Source organism: Streptomyces sp. CB00455 (genome assembly GCF_001905445.1).
Classification (GTDB): Bacteria; Actinomycetota; Actinomycetes; order Streptomycetales; family Streptomycetaceae; genus Streptomyces.
This window is the reverse complement of the sequence record NZ_LIVQ01000004.1, coordinates 240,812-260,903: the sequence shown is the minus strand read 5'-3', so window position 1 is coordinate 260,903 and position 20,092 is coordinate 240,812. Positions and strand designations below refer to the sequence as shown.

19 protein-coding genes, 2 tRNA genes and 1 pseudogene are annotated in these 20,092 nt (G+C 70.6%); 6 read left to right on the top strand and 16 right to left on the bottom strand.

Going from position 1 to position 20,092, the window contains the following annotated elements:
* The first annotated feature begins 40 nt into the window (after nucleotides 1-40).
* Nucleotides 41-2,074 (top strand): Stk1 family PASTA domain-containing Ser/Thr kinase, encoded by a 2,034-nt coding sequence (gene pknB, locus AMK16_RS18525; RefSeq protein ID WP_073916978.1) that lies wholly within the window; start codon nucleotides 41-43, stop codon nucleotides 2,072-2,074.
* Nucleotides 2,075-2,284: 210 nt separating this feature from the next.
* On the opposite strand, the gene AMK16_RS18520 is transcribed toward pknB, so the two are convergent.
* The 6 genes and pseudogenes from AMK16_RS18520 to AMK16_RS18500 all read right to left on the bottom strand — a co-directional run bounded on the left by AMK16_RS18520 (nucleotide 2,285) and on the right by AMK16_RS18500 (nucleotide 6,307).
* Nucleotides 2,285-3,016 (bottom strand): class E sortase, encoded by a 732-nt coding sequence (locus tag AMK16_RS18520; RefSeq protein ID WP_073916975.1) that lies wholly within the window; start codon nucleotides 3,014-3,016, stop codon nucleotides 2,285-2,287.
* A 23-nt stretch (nucleotides 3,017-3,039) separates the two neighbouring features.
* Nucleotides 3,040-3,723 (bottom strand): annotated as a pseudogene (locus tag AMK16_RS18515) (class E sortase); the annotation flags it as partial.
* Nucleotides 3,724-3,863: 140 nt separating this feature from the next.
* A complete protein-coding gene (locus AMK16_RS18510) occupies nucleotides 3,864-4,502 on the bottom strand; it encodes an aminodeoxychorismate/anthranilate synthase component II (RefSeq protein WP_073916972.1) in 639 nt (212 codons plus the stop codon).
* On the bottom strand, nucleotides 4,499-4,714 hold the full coding sequence (locus AMK16_RS35820; RefSeq protein ID WP_143196830.1) for a hypothetical protein: 216 nt from the start codon (nucleotides 4,712-4,714) through the stop codon (nucleotides 4,499-4,501). The genes AMK16_RS18510 and AMK16_RS35820 overlap by 4 nt, the downstream gene beginning before the upstream one ends.
* A 50-nt stretch (nucleotides 4,715-4,764) precedes the next feature.
* Nucleotides 4,765-5,562, bottom strand: a complete 798-nt coding sequence (locus tag AMK16_RS18505) for a class E sortase (protein ID WP_079191571.1) — start codon at nucleotides 5,560-5,562, stop codon at nucleotides 4,765-4,767.
* Nucleotides 5,534-6,307: a DUF881 domain-containing protein gene (locus AMK16_RS18500; RefSeq protein ID WP_073916969.1), complete on the bottom strand. Its 774-nt coding sequence runs from the start codon at nucleotides 6,305-6,307 to the stop codon at nucleotides 5,534-5,536. Before AMK16_RS18500 ends, AMK16_RS18505 begins: the two co-directional genes overlap by 29 nt.
* A gap of 91 nt (nucleotides 6,308-6,398) precedes the next feature.
* Between AMK16_RS18500 and crgA the strand changes: the two genes are divergently transcribed.
* Nucleotides 6,399-6,653 carry a cell division protein CrgA gene (gene crgA / locus AMK16_RS18495; protein ID WP_069921049.1) on the top strand — a complete coding sequence of 85 codons (255 nt, stop codon included), beginning with the start codon at nucleotides 6,399-6,401 and terminating at the stop codon, nucleotides 6,651-6,653.
* A gap of 116 nt (nucleotides 6,654-6,769) precedes the next feature.
* Here crgA and AMK16_RS18490 read toward each other — a convergent pair whose 3' ends face one another.
* Both AMK16_RS18490 and AMK16_RS18485 read right to left on the bottom strand, forming a co-directional pair.
* Nucleotides 6,770-7,645, bottom strand: coding sequence for a rhomboid family intramembrane serine protease (locus AMK16_RS18490; protein WP_073916966.1), 876 nt, complete (start codon nucleotides 7,643-7,645; stop codon nucleotides 6,770-6,772).
* A gap of 106 nt (nucleotides 7,646-7,751) precedes the next feature.
* A complete protein-coding gene (locus AMK16_RS18485; protein ID WP_073916963.1) occupies nucleotides 7,752-8,279 on the bottom strand; it encodes a peptidylprolyl isomerase in 528 nt (175 codons plus the stop codon).
* Nucleotides 8,280-8,452: 173 nt separating this feature from the next.
* Here AMK16_RS18485 and AMK16_RS18480 point away from each other — a divergent pair, with 173 nt between their 5' ends.
* On the top strand, nucleotides 8,453-9,154 hold the full coding sequence (locus AMK16_RS18480) for a DUF5324 family protein (RefSeq protein WP_079191599.1): 702 nt from the start codon (nucleotides 8,453-8,455) through the stop codon (nucleotides 9,152-9,154).
* Nucleotides 9,155-9,292: 138 nt separating this feature from the next.
* On the opposite strand, the gene AMK16_RS36660 is transcribed toward AMK16_RS18480, so the two are convergent.
* Entirely contained in the window at nucleotides 9,293-9,781 is a 489-nt protein-coding gene (locus tag AMK16_RS36660; RefSeq protein WP_073916957.1) for a LysM peptidoglycan-binding domain-containing protein, read from the bottom strand.
* A 213-nt stretch (nucleotides 9,782-9,994) separates the two neighbouring features.
* Between AMK16_RS36660 and AMK16_RS18470 the strand changes: the two genes are divergently transcribed.
* Nucleotides 9,995-10,519, top strand: coding sequence for a GNAT family N-acetyltransferase (locus tag AMK16_RS18470; RefSeq protein ID WP_073916954.1), 525 nt, complete (start codon nucleotides 9,995-9,997; stop codon nucleotides 10,517-10,519).
* A gap of 123 nt (nucleotides 10,520-10,642) precedes the next feature.
* Here the strand turns inward: AMK16_RS18470 and AMK16_RS18465 are convergent.
* Nucleotides 10,643-10,715, bottom strand: a tRNA-Ala gene (locus tag AMK16_RS18465).
* A 162-nt stretch (nucleotides 10,716-10,877) separates the two neighbouring features.
* On the opposite strand from AMK16_RS18465, the gene AMK16_RS18460 reads away from it, so the two are divergent.
* Both AMK16_RS18460 and AMK16_RS18455 read left to right on the top strand, forming a co-directional pair.
* Nucleotides 10,878-11,426: a helix-turn-helix domain-containing protein gene (locus AMK16_RS18460; RefSeq protein ID WP_073916951.1), complete on the top strand. Its 549-nt coding sequence runs from the start codon at nucleotides 10,878-10,880 to the stop codon at nucleotides 11,424-11,426.
* A 67-nt stretch (nucleotides 11,427-11,493) separates the two neighbouring features.
* Nucleotides 11,494-12,867: a serine/threonine-protein kinase gene (locus AMK16_RS18455; protein WP_073916948.1), complete on the top strand. Its 1,374-nt coding sequence runs from the start codon at nucleotides 11,494-11,496 to the stop codon at nucleotides 12,865-12,867.
* Here AMK16_RS18455 and AMK16_RS18450 read toward each other — a convergent pair.
* The 6 genes from AMK16_RS18450 to gyrB form a co-directional block, all read right to left on the bottom strand.
* Nucleotides 12,854-14,188 carry a hypothetical protein gene (locus AMK16_RS18450; RefSeq protein WP_242438785.1) on the bottom strand — a complete coding sequence of 445 codons (1,335 nt, stop codon included), beginning with the start codon at nucleotides 14,186-14,188 and terminating at the stop codon, nucleotides 12,854-12,856. The genes AMK16_RS18455 and AMK16_RS18450 overlap by 14 nt on opposite strands.
* A gap of 120 nt (nucleotides 14,189-14,308) precedes the next feature.
* Nucleotides 14,309-14,443 carry a DLW-39 family protein gene (locus AMK16_RS37280; RefSeq protein ID WP_208809277.1) on the bottom strand — a complete coding sequence of 45 codons (135 nt, stop codon included), beginning with the start codon at nucleotides 14,441-14,443 and terminating at the stop codon, nucleotides 14,309-14,311.
* Between the two features lie 145 nt (nucleotides 14,444-14,588).
* Nucleotides 14,589-14,662 (bottom strand) — tRNA-Ile (locus AMK16_RS18440).
* Between the two features lie 83 nt (nucleotides 14,663-14,745).
* A complete protein-coding gene (locus tag AMK16_RS18435) occupies nucleotides 14,746-15,384 on the bottom strand; it encodes a DUF3566 domain-containing protein (protein ID WP_073916942.1) in 639 nt (212 codons plus the stop codon).
* Nucleotides 15,385-15,387: 3 nt separating this feature from the next.
* Complete coding sequence (gene gyrA / locus AMK16_RS18430) at nucleotides 15,388-18,018, bottom strand: DNA gyrase subunit A (RefSeq protein ID WP_073916939.1); 2,631 nt, start codon at nucleotides 18,016-18,018, stop codon at nucleotides 15,388-15,390.
* Nucleotides 18,019-18,059: 41 nt separating this feature from the next.
* A complete protein-coding gene (gene gyrB / locus AMK16_RS18425) occupies nucleotides 18,060-20,081 on the bottom strand; it encodes a DNA topoisomerase (ATP-hydrolyzing) subunit B (RefSeq protein WP_073917736.1) in 2,022 nt (673 codons plus the stop codon).
* Between the last annotated feature and the right edge of the window lie 11 nt (nucleotides 20,082-20,092).

The following is a 20,092-nucleotide window of genomic DNA, read 5'->3' as shown; positions in this document are numbered from 1 at the left end:
CACAGGTGCGGTCGGGACTGACGGAGAGGGCTGCAACGTTATGGAAGAGCCGCGTCGCCTCGGCGGCCGGTACGAGCTGAGCCACGTGCTCGGCCGCGGTGGCATGGCCGAGGTCTACCTCGCCCACGACACCCGGCTCGGCCGTACCGTCGCCGTCAAGACCCTGCGTGCCGACCTCGCCCGAGACCCGTCCTTCCAGGCCCGGTTCCGTCGCGAGGCGCAGTCGGCCGCGTCGCTGAACCACCCCGCGATCGTCGCCGTCTACGACACCGGCGAGGACTACGTCGACAACATCTCCATCCCGTACATCGTGATGGAGTACGTCGACGGCTCCACCCTGCGCGAGCTGCTGCACTCCGGACGCAAGCTGCTGCCCGAGCGGACGCTGGAGATGTGCATCGGCATCCTCCAGGCCCTGGAGTACTCGCACCGCGCCGGCATCGTGCACCGCGACATCAAGCCCGCCAACGTGATGCTGACCCGCACCGGCCAGGTCAAGGTCATGGACTTCGGCATCGCGCGCGCCATGGGCGACTCCGGCATGACCATGACGCAGACGGCCGCCGTCATCGGCACCGCCCAGTACCTCTCCCCGGAGCAGGCCAAGGGCGAGCAGGTCGACGCCCGCTCCGACCTCTACTCCGCCGGGTGCCTGCTGTACGAACTGCTGTGCGTGCGGCCCCCCTTCATCGGCGACTCCCCCGTGGCGGTCGCCTACCAGCACGTGCGGGAAGAGCCGCAGCCGCCGTCGAACTTCGACCCCGAGATCACGCCCGAGATGGACGCCATCGTCCTCAAGGCCCTGGTCAAGGACCCGGACTACCGCTACCAGTCCGCCGATGAGATGCGCGCCGACATCGAGGCCTGCCTCGACGGGCAGCCCGTCGCCGCCACCGCCTCCATGGGCGCGGCCGGCTACGGCTACCCCGACCAGGGCCACGGCTACGGCCACCCGGGCTACGACCAGCCCACCACCGCCCTGCGCCCCGCGGACTCGGGCGGGCAGACCTCGATGATGCCGCCCATGCCCCCGGGCGACGGCGGATACGGGTACGGCGACCAGGGCTACGACCAGGGACCGCACCGCCGCCAGCAGAAGAAGAGCAAGGCGTCCATGATCCTGCTCGTGGCGGCGGGCGTCCTCGTCCTGGTCGGCGCGATCCTCATCGGCAGCTCCCTGTCCAAGGGCCGCGCCGACAACCGGCCCCTCGTACCGAAGCTCATCGGCACGACGCTGGAGCAGGCGCAGCAGAGCGTGAACAACGTCGGCCTCAAGGTCGTGAAGGAAGCCGACGCGGCTTGCGAGGACCAGCCCAAGGGCAACATCTGCAAGCAGGACCCGGCGGCCGACTCCAAGGCCGAGAAGGGCTCCACGGTCAAGGTGACCGTCTCCACCGGCGCCCCCTCGATCCCCGTACCGGACGTGCTGAGCGCCCAGTACGACGAGGCGGAGAAGACCCTCAAGGCCAAGGGCTTCCAGGTGGAGCGCAAGAACCAGGAGTCCGACCGCACCCCGGGCGTCGTCCTGGACCAGAACCCCAAGGCCGGCGCCGACGCGAAGAAGAACGACGTCATCACCCTGACCGTCGCCAAGGAGCTGTCCAAGGCCGTCGTCCCCGACCTCAAGGGCAAGACCCGCGAGGAGGCGGCCAAGCTCCTGTCGGACGTCAAGCTCAAGCTGGGCAGCACCACGGAGGTCGAGTCCCCCGGGGCCGAGCCGAAGAAGATCATCCAGCAGCAGTACCAGCCGGGTGAGCAGATCGAGGTGGGCAAGACGGTCAACATCACCGTCACCAAGGCCGCCCAGCAGACCCAGGTACCGAACCTCGCCCAGAAGACGGTGGCGCAGGCCAAGCAGGAGCTGGCGGCCAAGAACCTGACCTTCGGCAGGGTCATGTCCGGCCCGACGGACGACAACGCGATCGTGGTGCTGTCCGACCCGGCCGCCGGCACGACGCTCAACTCCGGTACTCCGGTGAACGTGTTCACCATCCAGGGCCAGCAGGACGGCGGCAACAACAACGGCGGAGGCGGCCTCTTCGGCGGCCTGACCGGCGGCGGCGGGCGCCGCTAGGCGACGCACGGCACACATGTACGAAGGTCCGGCCCCCGGGGGTCGGGCCTTCGCACGTATCGGCGGCGCACTCCGCGCGGCCTGCTGGGCGGCCCGTGGGGCGTCCGGCGGCCCCCGGGACGGGCCGCGGGGGCTCCGCCTCCGGGCGGCGCCTTCCACAGGGCTCCGAGGGGCCTGTGGGGCGTCCGGGCGCGGTGTCCGGCGGCGGCCTCAGCGCAGCTCGGCCGGCGGCGTCCGCTTCGCGTCGGCCTTCTCGGTGCGGACCAGCTCGCCCCACACGACGTACCGGTACTTCGAGGTGTACACCGGCGTGCACGTCGTCAGCGTGATGTAGCGCCCCGGGGCCGTCCTGCCCGACTCCTTCGGGACCGGACTGATCACGTCGACGTCGTACTTCGACGTCTGGCGCAGTTGTGCGAAGACCTTGTACACGTACCAGGTGTCCTTGGTCTCGAAGACGATCGCGTCGCCGTTGTCGAGCTTGTCGATGTCGTGGAACTTCGCGCCGTGGCCGTCCCGGTGCGCGGCGAGGGCGAAGTTTCCCTCCCCGTCCCCCGGCAGCGCCGACTTCACCGGCTGCGTGTAGTAGCCCGCCACGCCGTCGTCGAGGACGTCCGGGTCCGTGCCCCGCTTGACCAGTACCTCGCCGTTCTCCATCGCCGGCACGTGCAGGAAGCCGACGCCGTCCTGCGTGTCCAGGGCCCCCGGCTCCCCGTTCTTCGACGGGGCGGGCGTCTGCCACTGGCGGCGGACCTCGTCGCCCCGCGCCGACGCCTGCCGGTCCGCGAGCACGTTCGTCCACCACAGCGAGTAGGCCACGAACAGGCCCAGCACCAGGCCCAGCGTGATCAGGAGCTCGCCCAGCAGGCTCAGGAAACCGGCGAGCACGCTGCGGCGCGGGGGCCGCTCGGCGGCGGCGGGGCGGCGGTGGGCGCGAGACACTGCTGATTCGTCCTTCGGGCGGTCTACGAGCGGGTCAGCGCGGGCGGCGGGCCCTGGCTGCGGGGGCGTTCGTCGGTCATCCTGCCCCATACGATCATCCGGTAGGTGCTGGTGAACTCCGGGGTGCAGGTGGTCAGGGTGAGGTACCGGCCCGGTGAGGTGAAGCCGGAGCCCTCCGGCACCGGCCGCAGCACCGACACGTTCGTCGGCGGCGTCTGCGCCAGGGACGAGGTCGTCTCGTACGTGTAGTAGGCGTCCCGCGTCTCGACGACGACGGGGTCGCCCGGCACCAGCCGGTTGATGTAGCGGAACGGCTCGCCGTGGGTGTTGCGGTGGCCGGCCACCGCGAAGTTCCCCTGCTTGTCCGCCGGCATCGCCGTCTTGAGCGGTCCCTCCCCGTAGTGCCCGACCATCCCCCGGTCGAGCACCTTCGGTTTGCTGACCCCCTCCGCCACCGGCACCTTCAGATCCAGCTTCGGGATGTACATGATCGCGAAGCCCTGGCCGGGCTCGAAGGCCGCCACCGGCGGTGCGGCGGCCGTGCCGGTGCCCGGATCGCGCTGCCAGGTCTGCCGGAGCGAGCCCGCGGCGCCGTCCGCCTCCCGCCCCGCCACGATGTTCGTGTACCAGAGCTGATAGGCGACGAACAGCAGCATCACCAGGCCCACTGTGATGAACAGTTCCCCGCCCAGCCGGCTCGCGACGACCACCGGACCGCCCGAGGCGGGCCGCCTGCGGCGCCGTCCTCCCCGCCTGCGGCTGTGCCGGGCGGCCCGCTTCGCGGCCTCCTGAGCTGCCCTGCGTCGCGCGGCCCGGCCCTCCGTGGGGGCGGACGGCGCGAGCACGGTCACGCGACGGCCTTGCCCACCACCGGGGCCAGCCCCACCGAGCGCTCCACCGCGCCCGCGTCACCGCAGCGGACCAGCCAGTTCGCGAGCATCCGGTGGCCCCACTCGGTCAGCACCGACTCGGGGTGGAACTGCACGCCCTCGACGTCGTGCTCCCGGTGGCGCAGACCCATGATGATCCCGTCCTCGGTCCGCGCCGTGACCTCCAGCGCGTCGGGCAGGGTCAGGGGCTCGGCGGCCAGGGAGTGGTACCGGGTCGCGGTGAACGGCGACGGGAGCCCCTCGAAGACCCCCAGCCCCCCGTGGGTGACGGGCGAGGTCTTGCCGTGCAGCAGCTCGGGGGCCCGGCCCACGACCCCTCCGTAGGCGACCGCCATCGACTGCATGCCCAGACACACGCCGAAGACGGGGACGCCCGTCCGCGCGCAGTGGCGGACCATGTCGACGCAGACCCCCGCCTCCTCCGGCGTCCCGGGGCCGGGGGAGAGCAGCACGCCGTCGAAGCCGTCCTGCGCGTGCGAGAGCTCGACCTGGTCGTTGCGCAGCACCTCGCACTCGGCGCCGAGCTGGTAGAGGTACTGGACCAGGTTGAAGACAAAGCTGTCGTAGTTGTCCACGACCAGAATGCGCGCGCTCACGGAGTGGCTCCCGATCCCTCGTCCACCGTCACATCGTTGAACGGAAGGAGGGGCTCGGCCCACGGGAAGACGTACTGGAACAGCACGAAGACCACCGCGAGGACCAGTACGAGCGAGATCAGCGCGCGTACCCACGCGTTGCCCGGCAGATGCCGCCAGATCCAGCCGTACATGCCGTCCGTTTCCTTCTCGTCCACGATCGTTGCCCGCACCGCGGGGGCGGTACGCGAACAGACTAAAGGCAGCGGCCCGGCCGGGAGGGTCACCTCGGCAATCCCTCCGGTCCGCCCCGGCCCACGGGGCGCGTGCCGGTCAGCTCCGCCCAGACGACCAGCCGGTGGCTGTGGCCCCACTCGGGATCACAGGTCGTGAGCGTGAGGTAGCGGCCGGGCGCCGTGAAGGGCGACTTCCGGGGGACGGGGTCGACCACGCCGACGTCCGTGGGCAGGGTGCGCAGCGGGCCGCCGCGGACCGTGTAGGTGTACCAGGTCGTGGCGTCCTTGAGGATGACGGCGTCGCCGGGGCGCAGCAGCGGGAAGTCCTTGAAGGGGTCTCCGTAGGTGCGCCGGTGGCCCGCGACCGAGAAGTTGCCGGTGGCGCCGAGGGGGGCGGTTGCGGCGTAGTGCCCCAGGCCCTTCTTCAGCAGGCCGGGGTCCGTGCCCTCCAGCACGGGCTTGTTCCAGTCCGGGCCGAAGCGCGGGATGTACATCTCGGCGAAGGCCCGGCCGGCCGGATATCCGGTGGACCGGGCGGGGGCGGGATCGGGGGACGGCGCGGGGCCGGGGGCCCGCGCGGGCGCGGGGGAAGCCGTCGGTGTCGCCGCCGGCGCCGGTGCGGCGCCGCCGGCCGCGCCGGCCGCCGACCAGTCGTCGCGCAGCCGGATCATCTCGCCGTCCATGGCCCGGTCCGCCTTGACGCCCGTCCACAGCAGTACGTAGACCACGAACAGCACGATCAGGGTGCCGGCCGTCAGGCACACCTCGCTGAACGTCCGCACCGCCAGGCGCAGGACGACGTCGGGCCGTATCCCCTCAGGACGAGGGCTCCACCGGCTTCGCATAGTGGAGGTCCACTGTGCCGGAGTAGCCGGGAAGTGTCAGCGCCCTGTGCTCGTCCACTTTCCAGCCGAGCCCGTAGGCGTTGACGTACATCTGGTAGTTCTGCAGGGCCGGGGAGGCGCCAAGGGCCTTGCGCAGCGCGCCTGGGTCCCCGACGGCGGAGACCTTGTAGGGCGGCGAGTACACCCGGCCCTGGAGGATCAGGGTGTTGCCGACGCAGCGGACCGCACTGGTGGCGATGAGCCGCTGGTCCATGACCTGGACGCCCTGTGCGCCGCCCTGCCACAGGGCGTTCACCACGGCCTGGAGGTCCTGCTGGTGGATCACCAGGTCGTTGGGCTGGGGCTCGGGCACGTTGGGGATGCGGGCGGTGGCGCCCGGCGGGGCGTCGTTGAGGGTGACCGTCAGGCCCTTGCCGGAGAGCTCCTCGGTGCCGGACGCTTTGCGCAGGGCCGCCAGCTTGGCGTCCTCGGCCTTGGTGCTGCCGTCGTCGCGCTCGGCGAGCGCGTCCACCCGCCGGCGTGCCGCCGCGGCGTCCGTCTCCAGCGCCGCGTTGTTCTGGCTGCGCTCCTCGATGAGGTCCGACAGCTTCAGCAGCGAGGCGTCGGTCCGGATGTTCGTACCCTTGGAGGTGTTGAAACTGGTGACGAAGAGCAGCCCGGCCAGGGCGAAGACGGCGGCCGTCAGCAGCCGGACCGGTCTGGCCCGGCGACGGGGACCCGCGGAGGAGTCGTCTGAATTGCTCAACGTACCCTTCTCCTTCAACGCCACAGGTCCACTACGCTAACGGACGCCCGGGGCAGGCAAGGTCCCCAGCGCATCGACAGGAGAGCCCCTCGTGCCGAAGTCACGTATCCGCAAGAAGGACGACTACACGCCGCCGCCCACGCGGCAGCCGCAGAGCATCAGGCTGACGAACCGCAGCTGGGTCGCCCCGGTCATGCTGGCCCTCTTCCTGATCGGACTCGCGTGGATCGTCGTCTTCTACGTGACCGAGACCCAGCTGCCGATCGAGGCGCTGGGCAATTGGAACATCGTGGTCGGTTTCGGCTTCATCGCGGCGGGCTTCGGCGTCTCCACGCAGTGGAAGTAGCAGCAGACCACCCCTGAGGGGAAGCTCTCCCCATGAGTTATCCACAGCGTCATCCACACCTGAGGAAAAGACAGAAGATCTGTGGATAACTCTGTGGAGAGTTGACGCCGGTGTGATCAGGTGAGTTCCGCCGTGCGGGCCCAGATCACCGCTGCGGCCAGCAGGAACACCGCCGCACAGGTCCCCCACTGGATCAGTGCGCGGTTCCTGCCGGCGGCCGGCCGGAGCATGCCCACACCCACCAGCGCCCCGGTCACCAGGCCGCCCACGTGCGCCTGCCAGGACACGCTGAGGCTGCCGCCGAGGGGTACGAAGGTCAATACCAGCATCAGGACGACCATGGTGATCACCGGGCGCATCTCGTAGCGCAGCCGGCGGGCCAGGACGACGGTGGCTCCGAGCAGGCCGAACACGGCACCGGACGCACCGAGCGTCGGGGTGTTCGGGGCGGTGAGCAGATAGACCAGGGCGCTGCCCCCGAGCCCCGACAGCAGGTAGACGGCGAGGTAGCGGGACCGGCCGAGGGCCGCCTCCAGCGGACCGCCGATCACCCACAGCCCGATCATGTTGCCGATCAGGTGCCACCATTCGACGTGCAGGAACACCGAGCTCAGCAGGCGGTAGTACTGGCCGGTCGAGATCCCTTCCACCGGGGCGTCGAAGAACTCGACGTACCGGCCGAGCAGCTCCAGCCGGACCACGAGGGACGGGGCGGCCAGACCGGCGAGGAACACGGCGGCGTTGAGCCCGATCAGGACCTTGGTGACCAGCTGCGGATCGGCGGCGACCGTCCCGCCCGCGAGGGTGCGCGGCGCGTTGGCGGCGGGCCGGTGGCCGGTGCCGGAGCCGCCGCGGACGCAGTCGGGGCACTGGAAGCCGACCGAAGCGCTGGTCATGCACTCGGGGCAGATGGGGCGGCCGCAGCGGGTACAGCTGATGCCCGTGGAGCGGTCCGGGTGGCGGTAGCAGCCCGGCAGACGGTCGGTGTCCATCGGTCCCCTCGATCAGCGGCGGAGCGGGAGGACACCCCGCCGGTCCGGTATGTATCCAGGACGGACGGGCGGGGCGCAAAGGTTCCCGGCCGCGCGACGGCCGCCGTCAGCGCCGCTCGATCACGACCGACTGGATGATCACGTCGTCCAGGGGGCGTTCGGTGCGCGGGTTGGTGGCGCTGCCCGCGATGGCGTCCACGACCTTGCGGCCGGCCGGGCCGGTGACCTCGCCGAAGATGGTGTGCTTGCGGGTCAGCCAGGCGGTGGGGGCGACGGTGATGAAGAACTGCGAGCCGTTGGTGCCCGGACCGGCATTGGCCATGGCGAGCAGGTACGGCTTGGTGAAGGCCAGGTCGGGGTGGAACTCGTCGGCGAACTGGTAGCCGGGGCCGCCGGTGCCGTTGCCGAGCGGGTCGCCGCCCTGGATCATGAAACCGCCGATGACGCGGTGGAAGACGGTGCCGTCGTAGAGCGGCTCCGTGGTCTTCTGCCCGTCGGTGGGACGGGTCCACTCGCGGGCACCGGTGGCGAGCTCCACGAAGTTGCGGACGGTCTTCGGAGCGAAGTTCTCCAGCAGCTCGATCTCGATGTCACCGAGACTCGTCTTCAGGGTGGCGTAGAGCTTCTCGGCCACGGGTCTGCCTTCCATAGTCATCACTGTCGGTCCAGATAGTGCCACGGAGCGCTCCGCGGCAGAGAAATCGTCCACCCGTATGCCCTGTCGCGCATGCCGCTCGGCGGGGTGACAGGCATGATCCGACAAAGGGTGGAAAGGTGAGCTGTGTCGCCACCGAGGAGGAGGATCCCGTGACCCGCAAGGACAGCGTGCGCCTGGCCGCCGAGAGCGCCAGGGAGACTGTGCGGCACGCGTCGGAAGTGGTGGCGCCGTACGCAGAATCCGCCAAGGATGCCGCGGTGCATTACGCGCATGAGGCGAATGAGCGGCTGGCGCCGAAGGTGTCGTACGCGGCCAACGAGGCCGCACGGCAAGCCCGTACGACCTACGACAGCCACGTGCACCCCCGGCTGAAGGCCGCACGCACCCACGTACCGCCCAATGTCGACCGGGCGGCGACGAAGGCGGTGGAACAGACACGCCGGGCCGCCCGCCAGGCCGCCGACTACACGCAGCCGCGCCTGGAGAGCGCCCTCGCGGCCGCCACCCCGGTCGCCGGGGAGGCCGCCGCGCGGTCGACGGCCGCGCTGGCGGCACTGCGCGGCCAGGTGACGCCGCAGGAGATCCAGCGGCTGGTGCGGCGCCACGAGCGGCGTGCCCGCAGGGGCCGGCTGTTCAAGGGCGTCGCCCTGGTCGGCCTGCTGGCCGGCGGTGCCTACGCGGCGTGGAAGTGGTGGGACCAGCAGTCGAACCCGGACTGGCTCGTCGAGCCGCCCGCGGCGACGGAGGTGCCGGCGGGGGACACCGCGGCGACGAGCTTCGACGACGAGCTGGCGGAGAAGGAGCGCGAAGCGGGCTCGGGGCCGGCTGCCGGAGACAATAGGCAGCTCTGACCCCGGCGTCCGCCGGACGAAGGGCCCGGATCCACCAGGATCCGGGCCCTTCGGCTGTCCACCCGGTGTCCGCTCCGGCTGTCCCACCCGGCCGGCTGTCGCCGTCGTTTCGGGGCCGGCGCCCTCCCGTGGCGGCCGTCAGCTGGGAAGCGTGAGGATCATGCCCGGAAGGATGAGGTCGGGGTTGTCACCGACGATGCCCTTGTTCATGGCGTAGAGCTCGCGCCAGCGCGCCTCGTTGCCGAGCTCGCGGCGGGCGATCGCGGAGAGCGAGTCGCCTGACCTGACCGTGTACGTGCGCTTCTTCGCCGTGGGCGCCGGCTTGGGGGCCGCGGGAACCGCTTTGTGCGCGGCGGACGCCGGGGTCGGTGTGTGGGTGACCCGGTGCGGCGCGGTTGCGGCGGGCTTCGGCGCGGTGGGAGCGGGCCCGGGCGCCGTGGCGGGCTTCGGCGGGGCGGGAGCGGCCATGCGCTCGGCGGCCGCCCGGGTGACCGAGGCGGCGTCGGCGGCCTGGCTGGTGGCAGGGGGCGCTGCCCCGGACGGCTGTTGCTCCACCTGCTCCTTCGCCTTCTCGCCGGCCTCGTGTTCCTTCTTCTTGTCGGACTTCAGAAAGTCGAAGAGTCCCATGTGTGTACGCCTCCGGCGTGGTGTCGCCCCCCGGGCACGGTGCCTTCCCCCACTCTCTGACAGCCGGGGCCGGGCGGCCCCGTGACGGGGCCATCCGGGGGACCGGACAGAGGCGGTGGTCGTGCGCCTCCCCACGGGCCCATGTTTCACGTGAAACAGCGGCGGGGGCCGGGCGGCCCGGTCGACTCGGAACCGGCTGTTATCGTCCGGAACATGCCCGAGCTGATACCGCCCACCCCCCGGCTGCACTCCTCCTGGCTCGCCGCCCGCGAGGAATGGGGCCCCGACGGCCATATGGACGGCGCCGGCCTGGGCTCCGAGGACGACGTGGACAGTCCTGCGGGATTCGCCGCGTGGGTGGAGCGCCTGCACGGGTACGCGGACCGCAGACGGCCGGTCGAGCAGGGCCGGGTCCACGCGACGTACTGGTGGATCACCGAAGGTGACACCTACCTGGGCGCCATAGACCTGCGCCACTACCTGAACGCGTTCCTGGTCGACGCGGGCGGCCACATCGGCTACAGCGTCCGGCCCTCCGCCCGGGGGCGCGGGGTGGCCGGCCGCGCGCTGCAATCGGTGCTGCACGAGGCACGCGTGATGGGGATGGACCGGGTCCTGCTGACCTGCGACCCGGACAACGCGGCCTCGGTGCGCACGATCGAGCGGTCCGGCGGCGTCCTGGAGGACGTACGCGAAACCCTGATCGGCCCCAAGCGCCGCTACTGGATCGACCTCTGAGCCGGCCCACACCCGGCCACGACCCGGCCACTACCCGCCGCGGCGGCCTGCCCGACGCACCGGCCGCGTGGACACAAAAAGACCCCCCTGACCGCGTTTTCGCAGGTCAAGGGGGTCTTGCCGTGGAGCCTAGGAGATTCGAACTCCTGACATCTGCCTTGCAAAGGCAGCGCTCTACCAACTGAGCTAAGGCCCCATGGATCCGGGCACGCCGGTCCCCCGTACGGGGAGCGTCCGTTCCGCAGGACAGAGTACCGGGTGTACCCCCTCATCCCGCAAAATGATAGGGACTCCCGCGCCGCGACCACTCTCCGTAAGATGCTCGCGAGGTTCGCACCAGCGAAGGGGAGTAGTGAGAGTGGACGCAGTACAGCAAGAGGCCACGGCCAGAGCCAGAGAGCTCCAGCGCAGTTGGTACGGGGAGCCCCTGGGAGCGCTCTTCCGCCGGCTCATAGATGACCTCGGCTTGAACCAGGCCCGCCTCGCTGCCGTACTCGGGCTGTCGGCGCCCATGCTGTCCCAGCTGATGAGCGGCCAGCGCGCCAAGATCGGCAATCCGGCCGTGGTGCAGCGCGTCCAGGCCCTCCAGGACCTCGCCGGCCAGGTGGCCGACGGAAGCGTCAGCGCGGCGGAGGCCACCGACCGGATGGACGAGATCAAGAAGACCCAGGGAGGCTCCGTCCTCAGCAACAGCGGTCAGACCACCAACGGTTCGGGCGCGCCCACCGTCAAGCGCGTCGTCCGCGAGATCCAGTCGCTGCTGCGCTCGGTCTCCGCGGCCGGCGACATCATCGACGCGGCGGCCACCCTCGCCCCCAGCCATCCGGAACTGGCAGAGTTCCTCCGGGTGTACGGCGCGGGCCGCACGGCGGATGCGGTCGCCCACTACGAGGCCCACCAGAACTGACACGCACGACGACGGATCACACAACGACGGATCAGCGGCCGACACGTGACGGGGGACGGGCACAGCGATGGGTGAGGTCTTCGCCGGTCGGTACGAGCTGGTCGACCCGGTCGGGCGCGGCGGAGCGGGCGCGGTGTGGCGCGCCTGGGACCACCGCCGCCGCCGGTACGTCGCCGCGAAGGTCCTCCTGCAGAGCGACGCCCACACCCTCTTGAGGTTCGTCCGGGAACAGGCGCTGCGGATCGATCACCCGCACGTCCTGGCCCCCGCCAGCTGGGCGGCCGACGACGACAAGGTCCTGTTCACCATGGACCTGGTCGGCGGCGGCTCCCTCGGCCACGTCATCGGGGACTACGGCCCCCTTCCTCCCCGGTTCGTGTGCGCCCTGCTCGACCAGCTCCTGTCGGGGCTGGCGGCGGTGCACGCGGAAGGCGTCGTCCACCGGGACATCAAGCCGGCCAACATCCTGATGGAGGCCACCGGTACCGGACGGCCGCACCTGAGGCTGTCCGACTTCGGCATCTCCATGCGCAAGGGCGAGCCCCGGCTGACCGAGACCGACTACGTCGTCGGCACCCCGGGGTATTTCGCCCCCGAGCAACTGATGGGCGCCGAACCCGACTTCCCCGCCGACCTCTTCGCCGTCGGGCTGGTCGCCCTCTACCTGCTCCAGGGGCGCAAGCCCGACTCCCGGGCCCTGGTGGAGCACTTCCTCGCCCACGGCACTCCCGGCGCCCCGGAGGGCGTTCCGGCGCCGCTCTGGGACGTCATCGCCGGTCTGCTGCAGCCGGACCCCGACAGCCGGTTCCGGACGGCCACAGGGGCACGCAAGGCCCTCGCCGGGGCCGTGGAGCTGCTCGGGCCGCCCGCGCCGGAGGAGGGCCCGGTGGAGGTGTTCGACCAACTCGGCCCGCTGCCCGCAGGTTTCGGCCCTCAGGGGCCGCTGAGCACCGCCGCGGTCACCCCTCAGGCACCCACGGCCGCCGTGCCGTCGCAGACCCAGGCCCAGGCCCAGCCACAGGTCCCGGCCCAGCCACAGGTCCAGCCGCGGGCCCCGTATCCGTCCGCCCACCAGCCGCTTCGTCCGGCGCCGCTCGCCGCCGCGGATCCGGTCCCGCAGTCCGCCGCCACACCGACGCCGCCGCCGGCGCCGTACGCGCACCCGCCCGCCGTTCCCGCTCCCGCTTCCCTCCCCCCTGCGTACGGGGCCCCCACCCCGGTGCCGACAGCTGCCGGCGATCCCCGCGGCTCCGCCGTGACCGTGGCCTCGTACCAGCCCTCGGAGACGGGAAGTTTCCACCTCTCGCCGCCCGCCCCCGGGACGGCCCCGTCCGCCCGGGCCGGCCGGATCGCCCCGCCCCCCACCGGGGTGAAGGCCGGGATCCTCGTCGCGGCCCTGCTCTGCTTCGCCGTCGGCGTGTGGGCCCTCACCCGGCTGTAGCGCCGCGCCCCCGTCGGGCCAGCAGGATCCAGCCGCCCAGGACGACCAGCAGCAGCGCCCCGGTGCCGAAGCCCGCGCCCGCCACGACCCGCATCAGCGCGTGCTCCCCGATGGCCGCGGCGGCCTCCGGGGCGGTGAGCCCCTCCTCGGCCGCGGCCAGGTCCTGCGCTCCCACTCCGAAACCGCCGGCGGCGAGGCCCTCGGTGTAGGCGGGCGCCTTCGCCGGGGCGCCGCCGATCTCCGTGCGCAGGGTCAGCGGCACGGGTACCGCGTCCTCGGTGAACTCGGCGGCCTTCCCGCCCATGGTCACCGCGATGTAGTACCAGCCCGCGATCCCCACGGCCCGTACGTCCCGATCGCTTGCGAAGCGGTTCTCGTAGGCGACGGGCGGTGTCTCCTTCAGGGTGACCGCCGCCTGCTTGCCGTCGTACGGGGCGTCGTCGTCGGCGACCAGTCCCCGGTAGGGGTTGTAGAGCGAGACGCTGAGCCCGTCGGAGGCGGAGCCGTACGGCCGGGTCATCTTGGCGGCGGCGAGTTCGGCGCCGATCCCCAGCCGTCGGCCCCAGTCCAGCGGCACCCGGTAGTAGAGGGTCTGGCCCGGCCGCAGTTCGTCGCGCCACACCCCGGCGCCCAGCGCGCGGGCGTCGTTGAAGCCGGTCCCGCCGGTACGGCCCACCGCCTCGCTCCCCGGCAGCGCCGGCGCCCCGGAAGGCAGGCTGCCGGGCGCCGTCGTGGGCCCGCCGGCGGCCCGGCCCGGCTCGCGCTGCACCATCAGCTCCAACGGCCAGGGACGTTGGTCCGCCCCCTTGGCCGCGATGCGGGTGACCTTCACGTAGTAGACGCCGGCGGGCGCGCAGTCGGCGTCCTCGGCGCCCCACCGGACCCCGACCGCACTGACGGGGACGGGGTCGGAGCCGAGGCTCGTCCTGCCGGTGCCGCCCGGGCAGGGCCGCCCGGCTGTGGTCATCACCTCCACCTCGATGCCATCGGTGTACGACACCTCGGCGCCCGCCGGGGGCCGGACCACGGCCGACACGTACACGTTGGACCGGTCCTTCTCCAGGACGAGGCGGTAGACGCGCTCCCCGGGGGCGATCTCGTCCGCGTAGACGCCGCCCGGCTCCAGGCGCGGGGCGTCGGCCGTGGAAGGCGTGCCCTCGATCTGCTTCGCGTCCTGCGCGGCGCGGTACGCGGGCACCGGCCGGGGCGCCGTTTCCCCGGCCGGTGCCGCGTGGGCGGTCCAGGAGAGGCCCGCCAGGACCAGGGCCGCCGCCCCCACCGCGGATCCCGTCCGCACCGCCGCCCCCGTCAGAACCCTCACGCCCACCCCGAGTTTCGCTCGCGCACGCCACGTCTTTGCGCAATGCAACTTTTTGTCACAGAACAGCACAAAGCCCCGGCAGCAGCGGCAGCCGGGGCTTCATGCGATCAGCCTTGGGTCTCACACACCGGAACCAGAAGGCACGGAGTCGGTTGCCTCCGTCCACAGGTCCTGCTCGGCGCGGTCCGCCTGGATCTGGCGGTACACGAGGAGCCCGCCGATGGCGGCCAGTGCGACCAGGAGCAGCTTCTTCACCGCGCGACCTCGTCTTTCGTTGACGTAGGGGACTTCTGGCGCCCAACAATACACACCGACCGATACCGATCGGTGACCTGGGAGGCCGCCAACTGCCCGGACGACAAAGACCCCCAGGCCTTGGGCCTGGGGGTCTTCGACACTGTGGGGCTAACAGGATTTGAACCTGTGGCCTCATCCTTATCAGGGATGCGCTCTAACCAACTGAGCTATAGCCCCATCCGCGCTGCGCGCTGACTCCTGAAGGTTAGCGCACAGACCCGGGAGGTCCAAAATCGGTTCCTGACGAGCGTCTGCGCAGGTCACTCGTCCTCGGCGAGCGTCAGCTCCACACCGCCGACGAAGCCCGCCGACAAGTTGTAGATGAACGCGCCGAGGGTCGCCAGGGCCGTCGCCAGCACCACGTCGATGACCGCGATCACCGACGTGAAGATCAGTACGCGGGGCAGCGACAGGAACGACTGGAGGTCGAAGCCGTTGCTCTCGTTCGAGCCGGTCGCCTCGCTGATCGTGCCGCCGACGGTCGAGAAGACGCCCATCGCGTCCATGACCATCCACAGCACCACCGCCGCCACGATCGTGCAGACGCCCAGCGCGATCGACAGAAGGAAGCTGACCTTCATCACCGACCAGGGGTCGGCCTTGGCCACCCGCAGCCGCGCCTTGCGCGTCCTGGGCGCCGTACGGGCCCCCACGCGCGGCTTGCGCTGCGCACCGCCGGCCGGGCCGCCCCGCGGCGCCCCGGCGCCCTGGGGTGTCGCGTACGCCTGCGGCGGCTGGTACGCCTGTGCGGCCTGGTCCTGACCGGTCCCCGCAGCTGCCGCCTGCTGCGGCTGCGGTCCTCGGGTATCCGTCACGGTTCCCCCCTGGGAGTCCGCGGCGGGGCCACGGGCACCATTCGCTCCAGTCTTGGCCGGTCCGGCGCCCGTGGCTCCACTCACGACTTACTCCTCGTGCTCCCCGGCCGAGGGCTGCGTGCCCTCGGCGGCCTCGGCGGCCTGTCCGTCGGCCGCCTCGGTCCCGCTGTCGGTCCCGGTTTCCGTCCCGGGCTCGATCTCGTCGACCTCGTCAGCTTCCTGACCGGCCTCGGCGTTACGTGCGATGCCGACCACGGCATCGCGCTTGCCCAGGTTGATCAGCTGGACGCCCATGGTGTCACGGCCGGTCTCCCTGACTTCGTTGACGCGCGTACGAATCACACCACCGCTGAGCGTGATGGCGAGAATCTCGTCCGTTTCGTCCACCACGAGTGCCCCGACGAGGGACCCGCGGTCCTCCACGATCTTGGCGGCCTTGATGCCCAGACCGCCACGGCCCTGGACGCGGTACTCGTCGACCGGCGTCCGCTTGGCGTAGCCGCCGTCGGTCGCGGTGAAGACGAACGTACCGGGCCGGACCACGCTCATGGAGAGCAGTTCGTCACCCTCCCGGAAGCTCATGCCCTTCACGCCCGAGGTCGCGCGGCCCATCGGGCGCAGCGCGTCGTCGGTCGCCGTGAAGCGGATCGACTGCGCCTTCTTGCTGATCAGCAGCAGGTCGTCCTCGGCGGACACCAGCTCGGCGCCGATCAGCTCGTCGTCGCCGCCGCTCTCCGTCTCGCGGAGATTGATGGCGATGACACCACCCGAACGGGGCGAGTCGTAGTCCTTCAGCGCCGTCTTCTTCACCAGGCCGCCCTTGGTGGCCAGGATCAGGTAGGGCGCCGCCTCGTAGTCGCGGATCGCGAGGATCTGGGCGATCTTCTCGTCCGGCTGGAAGGCCAGCAGGTTCGCCACGTGCTGCCCGCGGGCGTCGCGGCCGGCGTCCGGGAGCTCGTACGCCTTCGACCGGTAGACGCGGCCCTTGTTCGTGAAGAACAGCAGCCAGTGGTGCGTGGTGGAGACGAAGAAGTGGTCGACCAGGTCGTCCTGCTTCAGCTTCGTGCCGCGCACGCCCTTGCCGCCGCGCTTCTGCGAGCGGTAGTCCTCGGTCTTGGTCCGCTTGACGTAGCCGCCGTGCGTGATCGTGACGACGATGTCCTCTTCGGCGATCAAGTCCTCCATGGACATGTCGCCGTCGAAGGGCACGAGCTTGGAACGCCGGTCGTCGCCGAACTTCTCGACGATCGCGGCCAGTTCCTCGCTGACGATGGTGCGCTGGCGCTCTTCCGAGGCCAGGATCGCGTTGTACTCGTTGATCTTGGCCTGGAGCTCGTCGTGCTCGGCGACGATCTTCTGCCGCTCCAGGGCCGCCAGGCGCCGCAGCTGCATCTCGAGGATCGCGTTCGCCTGGATCTCGTCGATCTCCAGCAGGCCCATCAGGCCCTCGCGCGCGATCTCGACGGTGTTGCTGCGCCGGATCAGCGCGATGACCTCGTCGATCGCGTCCAGCGCCTTGAGCAGACCGCGCAGGATGTGCGCGCGCTCCTCCGCCTTGCGCAGGCGGAACTTCGTGCGCCGGACGATGACCTCGATCTGGTGCTGCACCCAGTGGCGGATGAAGGCGTCGATCGACAGCGTGCGCGGCACGCCGTCCACCAGTGCCAGCATGTTCGCGCCGAAGTTGGTCTGCAGATCGGTGTGCTTGTAGAGGTTGTTCAGCACGACCTTGGCGACGGCGTCGCGCTTGAGCACGATCACCAGGCGCTGGCCGGTCCGCGACGAGGTCTCGTCACGGACGTCGGCGATACCGCCGACCTTGCCGTCCTTGACCAGGTCCGCGATCTTCTGCGCGAGGTTGTCGGGGTTGGTCTGGTACGGGAGCTCCGTGACCACCAGGCACTGGCGGTTCTGGATCTCCTCGACCGCGACGACCGCGCGCATCGTGATGGAGCCGCGACCGGTCCGGTACGCCTCCTCGATGCCCTTGCGGCCCACGACCAGGGCGCCCGACGGGAAGTCAGGACCCTTGATCCGCTCGATGAGCGCGTCCTGGAGCTCCTCGTGCGTGGCCTGCGGGTGCTCCAGCGCCCACTGCGCGCCGGCGGCGACCTCGCGCAGGTTGTGCGGCGGGATGTTGGTGGCCATGCCGACCGCGATGCCCGCGCTGCCGTTGACCAGCAGGTTCGGGAAACGCGCCGGCAGGACGGTCGGCTCCTGGTTGCGGCCGTCGTAGTTGTCCGTGAAGTCGACGGTCTCCTCGTCGATGTCCCGGAGCATCTCCATGGCCAGCGGCATCAGCTTGCACTCGGTGTAGCGCATCGCCGCCGCCGGGTCGTTGCCCGGGGAGCCGAAGTTGCCGTTGGAGTCCACGAGCGGCATCCGCAGCGACCACGGCTGGGCCAGGCGCACCAGGGCGTCGTAGATCGAGGAGTCACCGTGCGGGTGGTAGGTGCCCATGACGTCGCCGACGACGCGGGCGCACTTGTAGAAGCCCTTCTCGGGCCGGTAGCCGCCGTCGTACATCGCGTACAGCACCCGGCGGTGGACCGGCTTGAGGCCGTCCCGTACGTCGGGCAGTGCGCGGGAGACGATGACGGACATCGCATAGTCGAGGTAGGAGCGCTGCATCTCCGTCTCGAGCCCGACGGGCTCGATCCGCAGCACCGGCTGCTCTTCCGCGGGAGTCTGCGTGATGGGGGTGGTTTCGTCGGCCATTGCTGGTCAGAAGTCCTTTCAGGGCGGTCAGCTGAGCCGACTCAGATGTCGAGGAACCGAACGTCCTTGGCGTTGCGCTGGATGAAGGAGCGCCGGGCCTCGACGTCCTCTCCCATCAGCACCGAGAACAGGTCGTCGGCCTGCGCGGCGTCGTCCAGGGTGACCTGGCCGAGCACACGGTGGTCGACGTCCATGGTGGTGATGCGCAGCTCCTCGGCGTTCATCTCGCCCAGACCCTTGAAGCGCTGGATCGAGTCTTCCCTGATCCGCTTGCCGTTCTGCTTGCCGAGCTCCACCAGGGCGTCGCGCTCGCGGTCGGAATAGGCGTACTCGAAGTCGTCCCGACCCCACTTGATCTTGTAGAGCGGCGGGCGGGAGAGGTAGACGTGCCCGGCCTCGACCAGGGGCCGCATGAAGCGGAAGAGGAAGGTCAGCAGCAGGGTGTTGATGTGCTGGCCGTCGACGTCGGCGTCCGCCATCAGGATGATCTTGTGATAGCGGAGCTTCTCGATGTCGAAGTCCTCGTGCACACCCGTGCCGAAGGCGCTGATCAGCGCCTGGACCTCGGTGTTCTGGAGGATCTTGTCGATGCGGGCCTTCTCGACGTTCAGGATCTTGCCGCGGATGGGCAGGATGGCCTGGTACATCGGGTTGCGGCCGGACTTCGCCGAGCCGCCGGCCGAGTCGCCCTCGACGATGAAGATCTCGCACTTCGTCGGGTCGTTGGACTGGCAGTCCGACAGCTTGCCCGGCAGCGACGCCGACTCCAGCAGGCCCTTGCGGCGCGTCAGGTCCCGGGCCTTGCGGGCCGCGACGCGCGCCGTGGCCGCCTGGATCGACTTGCGGATGATGTCCGCGGCCTCGACCGGATTGCGGTCGAACCAGTCGTTGAGGTGCTCGTGGACGACCTTCTGCACGAAGGTCTTGGCCTCGGTGTTGCCCAGCTTGGTCTTCGTCTGGCCCTCGAACTGGGGCTCGCCCAGCTTGATCGAGATGATCGCCGTCAGACCCTCGCGGATGTCCTCGCCGGCGAGGTTGTCGTCCTTCTCGCGGAGCAGCTTCTTCTCGCGCGCGTAACGGTTCACCAGACCCGTCAGCGCCGCACGGAAGCCCTCCTCGTGCGTACCGCCCTCATGGGTGTGGATCGTGTTCGCGAAGGAGTAGACCCCCTCCGTGTACTGCGAGTTCCACTGCATCGCGATCTCGACCGAGAGCATCCGCTCCTTGTCCTCGGCCTCGACGTCGATGACGGTCGGGTGGATCATCTCGCCCTTGCGCGAGTTGAGGTACTTCACGAAGTCGACGATGCCGCCCTCGTAGAAGTACTTCACCGTGCGCGCGGTGGGCTCGGCCGCGTCGGCTTCGGGGTCGTCGGCGCCGACGGTGGCCTTCGCGGACTCGCGCTCGTCCGTCAGCGTCAGGGTCAGGCCCTTGTTCAGGAAGGCCATCTCCTGGAAGCGCCGCGAGAGCGTCTCGAAGGAGTACTCGGTGGTCTCGAAGACGTCCGGGTCGGCCCAGAACGTGACCGTCGTACCGGACTCGTCGGTCTCCTCGTTCCGCTGCAGGGCGGCGGTCGGGACACCCAGCTTGTAGTCCTGGGTCCAGCGGTAGCCGTCACGCCGGACCTCGACCGCGACCCTGGTGGACAAGGCGTTCACGACGGAGACACCCACACCGTGCAGACCGCCGGAGACCGCGTAACCGCCGCCGCCGAACTTGCCGCCCGCGTGCAGAACGGTCAGGACGACCTCGACGGCGGGCTTGCCCTCGGACGGCACGATGTCGACGGGGATGCCGCGGCCGTTGTCGACGACGCGGACGCCCCCGTCGGCGAGGATCGTCACGTCGATGGTGTCCGCGTGCCCGGCCATCGCCTCGTCGACCGAGTTGTCGACGACTTCCTGGACGAGGTGGTGCAGACCACGCTCACCCGTCGAGCCGATGTACATGCCCGGCCGCTTGCGCACCGCGTCCAGGCCCTCGAGGACCTGGATCGCACTGGCGTCGTAATTCTTCTCGTTGGAGTCGCCGGAATCGGCCACGAAGCGCCCTCTCTGGCACAGCGCAGCCCGTA